12 protein-coding genes are annotated in these 12,315 nt (G+C 66.5%); 5 read left to right on the forward strand and 7 right to left on the reverse strand.

Annotated elements, in window-relative coordinates; translation table 11 throughout:
• Window positions 1-4: 4 nt before the first annotated feature.
• The gene (locus N4261_RS10575; protein WP_435532028.1) at window positions 5-2,566 is read right to left on the reverse strand and encodes a GspE/PulE family protein; all 2,562 of its coding nucleotides are present in this window, start codon (window positions 2,564-2,566) and stop codon (window positions 5-7) included.
• 104 nt (window positions 2,567-2,670) lie between these two features.
• Between N4261_RS10575 and pcp the strand changes: the two genes are divergently transcribed.
• Complete coding sequence (pcp, locus tag N4261_RS10580) at window positions 2,671-3,309, forward strand: pyroglutamyl-peptidase I (protein WP_261760104.1); 639 nt, start codon at window positions 2,671-2,673, stop codon at window positions 3,307-3,309.
• Window positions 3,310-3,510: 201 nt separating this feature from the next.
• Here pcp and N4261_RS10585 read toward each other — a convergent pair whose 3' ends face one another.
• The 3 genes from N4261_RS10585 to N4261_RS10595 form a co-directional block, all read right to left on the reverse strand.
• On the reverse strand, window positions 3,511-5,586 hold the full coding sequence (locus tag N4261_RS10585; protein WP_261760105.1) for a M66 family metalloprotease: 2,076 nt from the start codon (window positions 5,584-5,586) through the stop codon (window positions 3,511-3,513).
• Between the two features lie 293 nt (window positions 5,587-5,879).
• Window positions 5,880-6,143 (reverse strand): anti-sigma factor family protein, encoded by a 264-nt coding sequence (locus tag N4261_RS10590; protein ID WP_261760106.1) that lies wholly within the window; start codon window positions 6,141-6,143, stop codon window positions 5,880-5,882.
• An 8-nt stretch (window positions 6,144-6,151) separates the two neighbouring features.
• Window positions 6,152-6,766: a sigma-70 family RNA polymerase sigma factor gene (locus N4261_RS10595; RefSeq protein WP_261760107.1), complete on the reverse strand. Its 615-nt coding sequence runs from the start codon at window positions 6,764-6,766 to the stop codon at window positions 6,152-6,154.
• A gap of 187 nt (window positions 6,767-6,953) precedes the next feature.
• Here N4261_RS10595 and N4261_RS10600 point away from each other — a divergent pair, with 187 nt between their 5' ends.
• The 4 genes from N4261_RS10600 (at window position 6,954) to N4261_RS10615 (ending at window position 9,830) form a co-directional block, all read left to right on the forward strand.
• Window positions 6,954-7,241 carry a BufA1 family periplasmic bufferin-type metallophore gene (locus tag N4261_RS10600; RefSeq protein WP_261760108.1) on the forward strand — a complete coding sequence of 96 codons (288 nt, stop codon included), beginning with the start codon at window positions 6,954-6,956 and terminating at the stop codon, window positions 7,239-7,241.
• Entirely contained in the window at window positions 7,238-8,245 is a 1,008-nt protein-coding gene (locus N4261_RS10605; protein WP_261760109.1) for an MbnB/TglH/ChrH family RiPP precursor modification enzyme, read from the forward strand. The genes N4261_RS10600 and N4261_RS10605 overlap by 4 nt, the downstream gene beginning before the upstream one ends.
• Entirely contained in the window at window positions 8,242-9,204 is a 963-nt protein-coding gene (locus N4261_RS10610; protein WP_261760110.1) for a hypothetical protein, read from the forward strand. The genes N4261_RS10605 and N4261_RS10610 overlap by 4 nt, the downstream gene beginning before the upstream one ends.
• Before the next feature lie 74 nt (window positions 9,205-9,278).
• Window positions 9,279-9,830 carry a DoxX family protein gene (locus N4261_RS10615; RefSeq protein ID WP_261760111.1) on the forward strand — a complete coding sequence of 184 codons (552 nt, stop codon included), beginning with the start codon at window positions 9,279-9,281 and terminating at the stop codon, window positions 9,828-9,830.
• 199 nt (window positions 9,831-10,029) lie between these two features.
• Here the strand turns inward: N4261_RS10615 and tolA are convergent, their stop codons facing one another.
• Genes tolA through tolQ form a run of 3 tightly spaced genes read right to left on the reverse strand, consistent with a single transcriptional unit; the run spans window position 10,030 to window position 12,118 of the window.
• Window positions 10,030-10,926: a cell envelope integrity protein TolA gene (gene tolA, locus N4261_RS10620; RefSeq protein WP_261760112.1), complete on the reverse strand. Its 897-nt coding sequence runs from the start codon at window positions 10,924-10,926 to the stop codon at window positions 10,030-10,032.
• Between the two features lie 37 nt (window positions 10,927-10,963).
• Window positions 10,964-11,401 (reverse strand): protein TolR, encoded by a 438-nt coding sequence (gene tolR / locus N4261_RS10625; protein ID WP_261760113.1) that lies wholly within the window; start codon window positions 11,399-11,401, stop codon window positions 10,964-10,966.
• Window positions 11,402-11,425: 24 nt separating this feature from the next.
• Window positions 11,426-12,118 carry a protein TolQ gene (tolQ, locus tag N4261_RS10630; protein ID WP_261760114.1) on the reverse strand — a complete coding sequence of 231 codons (693 nt, stop codon included), beginning with the start codon at window positions 12,116-12,118 and terminating at the stop codon, window positions 11,426-11,428.
• Window positions 12,119-12,315: the final 197 nt, after the last annotated feature.

Here is a 12,315-nt window from a genome sequence, read left to right on the forward strand (position 1 = left end):
GCTGTTACTGGTTGCTGGTCGCTCTGACCTCGGCCAGCGTGGTGACGCCTTGCAGCACCTTGGCGATGCCGTCCTGACGCAGCGTGCGCATGCCTTCGGCCATCGACTGATGCATCAGCTCCTCGGCCCGTGAGCCGGTCTGGATCAGTCGGCGCAGCGAGCGCGAAACGACCAGCAGCTCATGCAGACCCGCACGACCCTTGAAGCCGGTGTTGTCGCACTTCGGGCAGCCGGGGCTGTGATAGTGCAGCAGGTTGGGCTGGCCGTAGGCGCCTTGCCATTCGGCCAGTACCGCGTCGCGGGGCGGGCGGTTCTCCGGCGAGAACACATGCAGGTAGTCGTCCAGCAGTTCGTTGAGCGCGGCTTCGGGCATCGGCTCGGCGGTGCGGCAGGAGGGGCAGAGACGGCGCACCAGCCGCTGGGCCAGCACCGCCAGCAGCGAATCCGCGAAGTTGAACGGATCCATGCCCATGTCCAGCAGCCGGGTCACCGTTTCCGGCGCGCTGTTGGTGTGCAGGGTGGAGAGCACCAGGTGACCCGTCAGCGAGGCTTCGACCGCGATCTCGGCGGTTTCCTCGTCCCGGATTTCACCGACCATGATCACGTCCGGGTCGGCCCGCAGGAAGGCGCGCAGGGCCTTGGCGAAGGTCCAGTCGATCTTCGGATTCACCTGCACTTGGCGCAGGCCCTGTTGGGTGATTTCGACCGGATCCTCGGCCGTCCAGATCTTGCGCTCCGGCGTGTTGATGTTGGCCAGCACCGAGTGCAGCGTGGTGGTCTTGCCGGAGCCGGTCGGCCCCACGCACAGCACCATGCCGTAGGGCCGGGCGGAGGCCGCCTGCAGCTCCTTCATGTTGCGCTCGGACAGGCCCAGCTTGGCCATCGGGATCGGCTTGGCCGAGGCCAGGATCCGCATCACCACGTCTTCCAGGCCGTTGTTGGTGGGGATCGTGGCCACCCGCAATTCGATCTTGTGCTGCGGCGAGAAGCGCGCAAAGTTGATCTTGCCGTCCTGCGGCTTGCGGCGCTCGGAGATGTCCAGGTCGCACATGATCTTGATGCGGGCGATCATGGCGCTGCGGTAGGTGTGCGGCAGGTCCAGATAGGGCTGCATCACCCCGTCCTTGCGGAAACGGATCTTGAGCTTTTCCTTGCCGGGCTGGGTCTCGATGTGAATGTCCGAGACGTTCTGGGTGTGCGCCTCGATGATCATCGTGTTGATCATGCGCACCAGGGAGTTGTCGCTCTGCTCGATCGGCCGCTCGTCTTCCCGGCTGACTTCGCGGGCGACCTGTTCCTGGCCTTCGCGCTCCAGGGTCTCGATCAGCTTGTCGGAGCTGTCCAGCTCGAATTCCACCGTCAGCGGCGGCAGGTTGGCGTCGCGGCCGCCCGCCGGCTGGTTGCCGTAACGCTCATAGGCATTGGGCAGCGCAAACTGCAGCGAGCCGACCCGCGCCAACGCCGGCACGATCTTGAGCTGGGTGATGAACTCGACCTCGTCGATGCAGTCGCGCCGCGTCGGGTCTTCCATCGCCACGATCAGCCGGCCATCGCGCAGCACCAATGGCAGCACCTCCAGCCGCCGCGCCACGGAGAAGGGCAGCTTGCGCACCGCATCCGGCTCGATGGCGAAGTTGTCGGCATCGACCAGCGGATAGCCCATCTTGCGGGCCAGGGCCGACTGCAGCTGCGCGCGGGTGACGATGCCCTTGCGCACCAGCAGCTCGCCCAGCGGCACCGAGCGGTCCTTCTTCTGCTGCTCCAGCGCCTCGTCCAGTTGCGCCTGGCTGACCAGCTCCAGCGCCAGCAGCGCTTCGCCGATGCGCACCATCGGCATCTTGGCCTGCTGCTCGATGGCCTGCATCAACTGCTCGGCGCTGACGATCTGCTGGGCCACCAGGATGTCGCCCACGCGGCGGTCGCGCAGGTCGCGCTGTTCCTTGGCGGCTTCCTCGATCTGCACCGGCGTGGCGACCTGCTCACGCACCAGCAGGTCGCCGATGCGCTCGCCAACCTCGAAGCCGGTCAGCACCTCGCGCGGGACAAACATGCAGCGCACCCAGTCGCTGGTGTCGCTGACCGGCGGGAACAGGAACAGACCGAGATCGGTCTCCTGGTGGCCGATGGTGACGCCCTTGAATTCCTCGCCGCCCACATACATCAGGCGAAAGTCGCTGCGCGGTCGCTGGTCCAGGGTGAGCGGATCGTTGGCGGCGGCGGGGTCGCGCGGCGGCACCTCGATCGCATGCAGCAGCTTCAGCGCCTTGAACTGAGAGAACTTGAGCGGCATGGCGTTGCGCGCAGGGGGCACCAGCACCTGGGCCAGCCGCTCCCGCGACACCATCTGGATCACCTTGCCGACGGTGCGGCTGCCGTTCAAGCCCAGGATCTCGCACGCGAGCGGATCGCGATGCGGCCGCGGCCGCGGATAGGCGGCAAAGGGCGGGGTGGGCCATTCGAACGGCTGCGAGGCGTCGTCGTCGCCTGGCCTCGTGCCGGACCGGGTTCCTGACAGAACGCCGGGCTGGGTTTGAGTCCACTGCAGCGGCACGGACGGATCGGACATGAAACGGTCTCCGCGGAATTTCCTTAATTGGGGTCAAGCCTAACGCTTTTGCAAGGGATTAATCATCCAGGATCGCAATTGGGGGTGAGGCTAGACTGGGTTCCGTGAAGAACATCCTGCTCACGGGCTTCGAGCCCTTTGGCGGCGAGACCGTCAATCCGTCCTGGGAATTGGCCCAGGCCCTCCACGGTGAGGTCATTGCCGAGTCGCACGTGGTGGCGGTGCAACTGCCCTGCGTGTTCGGTGAGGCGCTGCGGCGGCTGGACGAGGCGCTGCGCCTCGTCGGGCCGTCCCTGGTGCTGGCGGTGGGTCAGGCGGGCGGGCGATGTGACCTGTCCCTGGAGCGGGTGGCCATCAATGTGGACGATGCGCGCATTCCGGACAACGCCGGTGCCCAGCCGGTGGACGAGCCGATTGCTGCCGACGGTCCCGCGGCCTACTTCTCCACCCTGCCGATCAAGGCGATGGTCGCCGGACTGCGGGACGCGGGCTATCCCGCGTCGGTGTCGCAGACCGCCGGCACCTTTGTCTGCAATCACGTGTTCTACGGGCTGCAGCATCGGCTGCGGGGTACCGGCATCCGCAGCGGGTTCATGCACATCCCGTATCTGCCGGCGCAGGCGGCACGCCATCCCGGCGCGCCCAGCCTGCCGCTGCCCACCCTGGTAGCCGCCACACGATTGGCGTTGACGCTGGGCGCCACCGTCGAGGAGATCCGGGTCGGGGGCGGGCAACTGGACTGACGACGCTGACGGCCTCGGGGCCGCCCGAACCGTATCGACCGCTCATTGAGCGCGCCAGCCCGCCCCCGCGGACGCGGCGGCACCCAGACGGCGGGTGCCAAGGGCCGGGCCGGATCCCATCATTTGGCGACGGGACACTGCGGATCGGCCGGGATCCGTCCGCTTCGGGAGACCGTGCCGAGGGGCTTCTTGTGGGGCGACCTACTTGCGCGCGTCGCCGGTCAGGTCCCGCGACATCACCACCAGCGGCGCGTCTCCGACGCCCTTCCAACCTTCGGGGGTGGAGAGTAACTCCACGCGGATGAGGCGCTTGTCCCCCGGCACGTTGACGGTCAGCGATCGGAAGCTGCTGCCGCTCAGCGGGTCATTCGAGGCGGCGGTGGCCAGATCGGAGGGCTTGTACCAAGGGCGGAATCCCCGCTGCAGCAACTGGTGGCGTTGTGAGCCGTCCTCGTAGGTCATGCGCAGCGTGAAGTCACAGCCCTGACTCCGGCAGAAGTTGCGATAGATGCCCTGGCCCGTGGGCGTGATCGCGGCGCGATCCTGCGCATTCGTCGGGTCGATCGTGCCCAGCATGTTGCCTTGGTAGCGCAGCGGTGCGGCGAACTGATTGACCTCGGGCGTTGTGTTGCTGAAGGTCATCGAGACGGCGTAGATCGGGACGTCCACTTGACGGGGGAGATTCTGCGCAATGCCATCCAACGCGTAGTTGATCGTGGGCGGGCTGAACATTTCGTAGTGCTGGCCTTCCGCGTTGTAGCGGATGAAGAACGGATGCCCCTCATCGTCGTAGGCGCCTTCGAACTGCACGGTCTTGGTCAAGAGTTCGCGCTGGCCCAGGGCGATCTCGTAGTCGCTGTACATGTTGAAGCCACGGGAACGCGGCTTGTCGTAGTAGCCGTTCTCCATCACCGAGTTTTTGACGCAGCGACCTGCCTCATCGAACTGACGGCCCCGCGTCGTGGCGCAGTTCTTGTAGTTGTCTGCAGAGGGCGTCACCCACGGCGGAATGAAGGCCGAGCGGCTCGCGTCCCAGCCCCATGCCGTTCCCTTGAGGCTGGCTTCGGGATAGGGTGAGTTTCCCGTCGTGCCGAACAGGTGCGACATGGTCAGGTTGTGGCCGATTTCATGTTGGAAGATGCGGTCAAAACTGAATGGTCCGGTCGCGCTCCACCAACCGCCCTGGAAGGCCTTGCCGCCGGTGTAGTTGGTGATGACGTTGTCGACGGTGCGGTAGGACATGGGGCTGTAGATCAGTGTCGGCGACCGGAATTCACCGTTCGCCACATTGATCTCGTGGGTGATGCGAATCACCGCACCCGGGCCGTCTCGGCCGCCAGGCTCGCCGTGGGCCCGCTGGACAAAGGCCGGTCGACCACCGGAGGGCTCCATGACATAGGTGTCGCGTTCCACCTTGACGGCAGGATGCGGCTCGACGTCGACATTCCAGGGCACCATGGCCTTGTATTCGTACAGGCGATCAGCCGGGATCTGCGCGGCCTGCGGCAGCACCTTCTTGGAGTTGATCTCGTTGGCACCCCACAGGTAAACGGGCAGCACGCGAACCTTGAGCCATGACTCCGGCGCGACATCCAGCGCCAGCGAGTTGCCAGCCGGCTTGTTCTGGGCGCTGACCTTGAGCGACACGCCAGGCATCATCTCGCTGCGGGGGATGGTGGCGCTGTAAAGGTCGTTGGCGTAGGGGGCTTGACCGTCCTCGGTGGGTGGCAATGCGGAGGGGAGCGCCAGCGGCATGCTGTGGACGCGTCTGCCGTCTCGCCAGATCTCCAGTCGCGGCGAGGCCGGGACAGGCGATGGCAGCCGGACCAGGGCGAGCGTGTCCCGGCTGTCCACCAACCGCAGGGTCGGCGCATTGGACAGCTCGGGGTTGGACCATGTCTTCTTGCCATTGGGCAGCACATGGGTCTGAGCCAGCTCGATGCTGAGCATGTTCAGGGCGCCGTCGACCGGCGGGGAGAGTTCGCCCAGCGGCGTCTGGCTGAAGGTGCGAATCGTGGGCGCGCCGATCGGTGTGGTCGGTCCTGTGACGATCGGCTGATCGGCACCTGCCTCGACGCCGCCGTCGTCTGCGGCATTGCCATGATCGTGGTCGTGGCCAGAATGATCTTCCACCGTGCTTTGCTGCTGCGCGCGGCTGAGGTGTGCGGTGTCATCACCGCTGCCGCCGCAGGCGACCAGAACGGCCGCGCAGAGGGTGGTCAGGGTGATGGATGCCACCTGCACTCCACGGGTGGTTTGATGAAGCGGGGTATGCATGATGTTGCTAATCGAAGTGAAGGAACAACTTCAGTTTCGGCAACGGGTTGCGGGTTTTAAATGACAAGAAAATGCTGACTTGATAGCAAATTTAGGTCGGTCCCAGCGACAGTAAAAAGCGGTGTCATTCGAATACCGAGCCGACAGGGAGCCCGATCATTGCGTCGAGCGCCCAACCGATCACCAAGCCGATGGACAGCCTGATACCGGCGGTGGACGCACGGTGCCAGGTCTTGCTCGATCGTGGAAAGCGCCGGGCCGACAGGACCGTCGAAGGCGCCTGGCGCCCAGGTTCAATCGGAGCGTTCGTCCGAGTGGTCGCCGGGAGGTTGCCGCGGGCGGTCGCGCGCGTCGACAGCGTCGTCCTCGCCGCTGTAGTGCCGCCAGCGCGCGGTGGCCCGCTGCATCAGGTTGAGCTGCTCGCGCACCCGGGGGCAGGCGTCGCAGGCCGTCATATGCAGGGTCAGGGCGAGTCGCTCCCACCAGGGCAGGGGGCCTTGATCCTGGGCTTGCATCAGCAAGAAGGTGACTTCCTTGCAGGTTCTGCGGATTCGCATGGCGTGTCCTATCCGCGCGACGGGGAGATGGCCGCCGGTGCCTCGGCGCCGGACCCGGCTGAGATGAACCAGCGCTGCTGCAGACATTCGCGCAGACGCAGGCGCGCGCGGTGCAGCAGCACCCAGATGTTGGCGGTGGAGACGCCCGCCTCGCGGCAGATCTCGTCGGTGTCGAGCTCCAGCCATTCGCGCATCATGAACACGCGACCCTGCTGGGGCGGCAGCATCGTGACGCAGGCTTCGAGCACCTGCATGAACTCCACCTGATGCAGCGCGGCTTCAGGATCATGGCCCCAGTCCGGCGGCGTCTCGCGCCAATGGCCCGCGCCGTCGAACAGCAGGTCTTCCAGGGGTTCGTCGTCGTCCGGGCCCGCCGTGGCGGAGGCGGTCAGCTCCTTGCAGTTGCGGCGGATCTGGTCCACCAGCTTGTGCTTGAGGATGCCGATCAGCCAGGTCTTGAACTGCGAGCGGCCGTCGAAGTCGCGCGGTTTCTCGAGTGCCGCGAGCAGGGTTTCGGACACCGCGTCCTCCGCCCAGGCGTCGTTGCGCATCTGTAGCCGGGCGTAACGCAGCAGCTGCGGTCGCAGTTGCTCCAGCTCGGCGGGCCATTGGGAGGGGGACATGGGGGGGCGAAAAAATAGTTGGCGGCAGTGTAAGCAACTCGGGGTCTGCTGCGACAGACGGATGTCGCACCACACTCGCTCACCCACTTTTGACCCTGAGCGGGCGCCTGAGATTGAACCCGAACTCGGGTGGGTGGCGCGGCGAGTTCCACCTGTCATCCCAACTTTCCAACCAGGAGTCCGTTCCATGACCACTACCCGCCACCTCGTGATGTCCGCACTCACCGCCGCACTCGCCCTGGGCGCGGTCCAGCAGGCGTCGGCTGCCGATGAAAGCAAGGGCAAGGAGAAGTGCTACGGCATTGCCAAGGCCGGCCAGAACGATTGCGCCAATCTCAGTGGCTCGCATTCCTGCGCCGGACAGTCCACCATGGACGCCTCGCCCGACGAATGGAAGTACGTCGCCAAGGGCACCTGCAAATCCGCCGGCGGCATGAGCGCCGAGGCGGCCAAGCAACAGCGGATGAAGAAGTGAGCACCGGCGCCAGGCTGAAGCCGACTGCGGTCGGCGTCGGCTGGCGCCAGCCCCATTACCGCGAGGTGATGGCGACTGGCGCGGACGACGTGTCCGGCCCCGGCGGCGCGCTGTCGACGCTACGCCCGGCGAGGTCGCTCGGGGTGGACTTTCTGGAGGTCCACACCGAGAACTTTCTCGCTGCGGGCGGCGCTGCTCGTCAGATGCTGCTGGACGCCTCCACCTGCCATTCGATCAGTCTGCATGGCGTGGGTCTGGGCCTCGGATCCGCCTGCGGGCTGGACCTCACCCATCTGCGACGGATCCGTGAGCTGGCTGATCAGGTGCGACCGGTGCTGATGTCCGAGCATGCGTGTTTCGCTCGGGTGACGCCGGGTGGGCAGGGCGCTCAGGTGCTGCATGCGCAGGACCTGCTGCCCTTGCCCTTCAGTGCGGTCAGCCTGGACCTGCTGGTCGAGCAGGTGCAGATCGCTCAGGACATGCTGGGCCGCCGGCTGCTGATCGAAAACCTCAGCGCCTGCGTGGCCTGGGCGGACGATCACATCCCCGAGCCGGAATTCTTCAACCGCCTCGCGCAGCGTTCGGGCTGCGGCCTGTTGCTGGATCTGAACAATCTGTATGTCAACGCATTGAATCGCGGCCATGCTCAAAGCGATGTCGATGTCGATGTCGATGTCGATGTCGATGCCGATGCCGATGCCGATGCCGATGCCTTGCGCGCCGCATGCGCCTGGGTTGATGCGATCGATCCAAGCATCGTCGGCGAAATTCATCTGGCCGGACATCTGCGACGGGATGGCTTGGTGATCGACGATCACGGCAGCCGGGTGTGCAAGGACGTGTGGCGTCTCTACGCGCATGCCCTGCGACGGCTCGGCCCTCGGCCCACCCTCATCGAATGGGACACCGACGTGCCGCCGTGGTCGGTGCTGCTGGACGAGGTGGCGCAAGTCCGTCGGGCCCAGTCGACGCTGCAGTGGGGTGCGGGGGAGGTGATCGCATGAGCGCGCCGCAGCCAGACGTCGACCGAGCGCCCCGGGAGCCCGGTCGTGTTGACGACGAAACCGGCGACGCCGTGATGACGACGATGACGACGATGCCGATGCCGATGACGACGGCCGCGACCACGATGACCGCCCAGCGCGCGGCGCTGGACGTCGCGCAGCGTCGCTTTGTCGAGGCGCTGCGCGTGGCGCCGGACGAGGACCCGCTACGGTGGGCGCCGCCCGGCCTAGTGGCTTTGCCTGGCGTGCGCGGCGGTCTGCCCCGTGGCTTGACGGCGTACCGGCTCAACGGGTGCGTGCTGGCGGACCGAACGCTGTCGGCGGTCTATCCCCGCTTGCGGGAGCAGATGGAGGCCGAGCAGCCGGGCGGATTCGTCGCGCTGGCCTGGTCCTGCTGGCGCCGACAGGGTCCGGTCGACGCCGATCTGGGCGAATGGGGCGAGACCCTGGTGGACGCGCTGGCTGCTGCGGAATCCACGCAGGGCTCGCCACCGTCGTGGACCGATCTCGCCCGCCTGGAATGGGCGATGCACGTCTGCGAGCGCGCCGCTCAAGCGCGAGCCTTCAATGCCGAGTCCCTGGCCTTGATGGCGTCGGTGGATCCGGCGCAGTTGCAACTGCGGCTGGTGCCCGGTCTGCAGTGTGTGGTTTTGAGAGAAGCGTCGGCACGCGCCCTCAGCGAGGTGCGTGAGCTGTCCGAGTGGCTCGACCTGCCGCCCGCTGCAGCGGGCGCTGCGCCGGCGGACCAGTCGGTGGTGGTCTGGCCGGACGGCTGGCGGGCTCGTGCCCGGCCGGTGTCGTTGCCGGTCGCCACATGGATGCATGCGATGTTGCAGGGCGTGACCCTGCACCAGGCGTTGGAACGCGCCGATCCGGCCTTCGATTTCAGCGGCTGGCTGGTGGAGGCGCTGCAGTTCGGCTGGCTGAACGGCGTGCGCCGTCTTGAGGCGGATCGCTGATTCGTCGCGTGTGATCCGTCGCGTGTGGGCCGTCGCCCTACTTGCCACTTCCCAAACAATCCAAGGACATTCACATGAACACTAACACCGGCGCACTTCGGAAAGCCGCTTCGGCCGACGGCAGGGGATGGACCACCTGGCTGCGCATCCTCATCGATCCCGGCCTGCAACAGCCCAGCCTGCTGGGCGGCGCCGCGTCATGGACGGTGAACGGCGCGCAGGCCCTGGGCGCCCTGGCGGCGCGCTTGTATGTGGCCCATGTCTTCTTCCTCTCCGGCCTGACCAAGATTCGCGACTGGGAGATCACCCTGGCCCTGTTCGAGGACGAATACCACGTGCCGCTCCTGCCCCCTGAACTGGCCGCCTGGATGGGGACCGGGGGGGAGCTGGTGCTGCCGGTACTGCTGGTGCTGGGCTTGGGGGGACGCTTCGCCGCCTTGGGGCTGAGCGTGGTCAACCTGATGGCGGTGCTGAGCTTGTCTGACATCGCGCCGGCCGCACTGGTGCAGCATCAGCTCTGGGGCGGGCTGCTGTTGGGGCTGGCGCTGTATGGGCCGGGACGACTGTCGTTGGACGCGGTGGTCGCGTCGCACTTGCGCTGCGAGAAGGGCCGTTCGGGCCGTTGAAGCACGGAGGTCGTCACGCGGACCGTCGCCCTCAGATCTGCGCCTTCATCATTTGCTTGCTGCCTGCTGCCTGATAGCGGCTTGGCGGCTTGGCGGCTTGGCGGCTTGGCGGCTTGGCGGCGAGCCCCGACATCTCTTCTGATCGGGACCGGGGCGAGCCGCGAAGCTCGCTCCGGATCCTGCCCTCGGAGTCGGGGCATTACTCCCGCGGCCGGAAGGTGATGATCATCACCCGGGGCACGGTGCCGTCGGTGTCCCGCGGCAGCACCTCGGTCTTGTCCAGCGCGCGCAGGACCGCGTTGTCGAAGTCCTCCAGGCCGCTGGACTTGACGATCTTGCGGGAGACGATGGTGCCGTCCGGTGCCGCGCGCACTTCCACTTCCGCTTCCGGGTTGCTGGCACCGCCCGGATCGTTGTAGACGATGTTCGGACGGACCCGCGCCTTGATGCGGCCGGCATAGTTGGCCGATGGGCCGGAACTCTTCAGCGCCGATCCGGTGGCATTGGGCGCCCCGGTGGCACCGGCCATGCCGGCGATGCGCTGCAGGTTTTCCTGGCGCTGTTTCTCGCGCAGGGCATCGGCGTCGCGCTTGGCTTTCTCCTGCTTGGCCGCGTCGTCCTTCTTGGCCTGGTCCTGCTTGCGCTCGGCGTCCTTGCGGTCGCGTTCCTTCTTGTCGGCCTCGTCCTTCTTCTGCTGCTCGAGCTTGCGCTTTTTCTCTTCGGCGTCGCGCAGTTCCTGATCCTCGCGCTGCTTGCGCTCCTTGGCCTTGGCGATGGCGATCTCCGCGTCGCGCTGGGCCTGGATCTCTTCGCGGGTGGGCTCCTGCGGCTTCGGCGGCTCGGGCTTGGGCTTGGGTTCGACCGGTGTTTCCGGCGGAAGTTGTTCCTTGGGGGCGGCGGCCTGGGGGATGGCGGACCAGAGTTCCGCCTCCAGCGCCGGCGTGGGGGCCGAGCGCCAGTTGACGCCAAAGCTCAACGCGCCCACCAACAGGATGTGGGCCACGACCGCAAAGCCGAAGCCACGCCCCAGCCCCGGGGCGGGCGGCGGGCGAAGCGGGTCGCGATCGGGATGGAATCGGGAGACCAGGGTGCTCATCGCAGGATGTTCATCGCAGGGTGCTTGTCGACATCGGTCAGTTGTCTGCCGCACCGTTCTTCACCGACAGCCCGACCCGCTGGATGCCGGCACGCTGCAGCACATCCATGGCCTTGACCACCGCTTCGTACTTGACGTTGCGGTCGGCGGAAATGACCACCGGCGTGTTGGCATCGCCGGCCTGCGCATCCTTGACCCGCGCGGCCAGTGCCTTGAGCGGCACCGGTTGCGGATCCTGTTCACCGTCGAGCTTGAGCTTGAGCGTCTCGTCCTTGCCGACGATCACCTGGATCACATGGGTGGGCTGCTGGCGGCTTTGGCCCACGCTGGGCAGGTCCACCACGCCGGTGGTGATCAGCGGGGCGCTGACCATGAAGATGATCAGCAGCACCAGCATCACGTCGATGAAGGGCACCATGTTGATCTCGTTCATGGTGCGGCGGCGCGAACCGCTGCGGGAAGATAGGGCGGCCATGGCGTCGCTCTCCGTGGCGGTCGATCAGCGGGCCGCAGCCGGCGCGGGTTGGCCGGCGTTGCGCTGAAGGATGTTGGAGAACTCTTCGATGAAGGTCTCCAGCGTGATGGCATTGCGGTCGATCTGGCGGGCAAAGCGGTTGTAGGCCAGCACCGCCGGAATCGCCGCGAACAGGCCGATGGCCGTCGCCACCAGGGCTTCGGCGATGCCAGGCGCCACCGTGGCCAGGGTGACCTGGGTCAGGTTGGACAGGCCGACGAAGGCATGCATGATGCCCCAGATGGTGCCGAACAGCCCGACATAGGGCGACACCGAACCGACCGAGGCCAGGAACGAGAGATGCGATTCCATCGCATCGAGCTCGCGCTGATAGCTGGCGCGCATGGCGCGGCGGGCGCCGTCCAGCAGGCCGTTGGGTTCGGTGACCCGCTTCTCGCGCAGCTTCAGGAACTCCCGCATGCCGGAGGCGAAGATGCGTTCCAGCGGCGCGCCGTCGGTGCGGTTGGAGACGCTGTTGAACAGGTCGTTGAGGTTCTTGCCGGACCAGAACTCATGCTCGAAGGACTCGTTGCGTGCCTTGATGCGGCCCAGCGCGATCAGCTTGCTGAAGATCACGCTCCAACTGGCCAGCGAGACCAGCAACAAAGCGGCGATCACGAGCTGCACCGTCAGGCTGGCATGCGCGATCAGGGAGATGATGGAGAGGTCTTGGTTCATGGATTCAAGGTGATCTACAGGATCAGACAGGATCGGGCGGGATTCACAGGGATTTCAGGACAGCGCCAAGCGCAGGGCAACGGATGCTCCCGGCTGTCGGTGCTGCAGCCTTGGCCGTGGGCTTTGCCGCGCGCGGGGGCGAGTATGGGTCAAGTGCCGCCCCCATGGGCGTCGGTTGTGCTTCTGCGATGTTTCCG

Source organism: Roseateles amylovorans (assembly GCF_025398155.2).
Taxonomy (GTDB): Bacteria; Pseudomonadota; Gammaproteobacteria; order Burkholderiales; family Burkholderiaceae_C; genus Roseateles; species Roseateles amylovorans.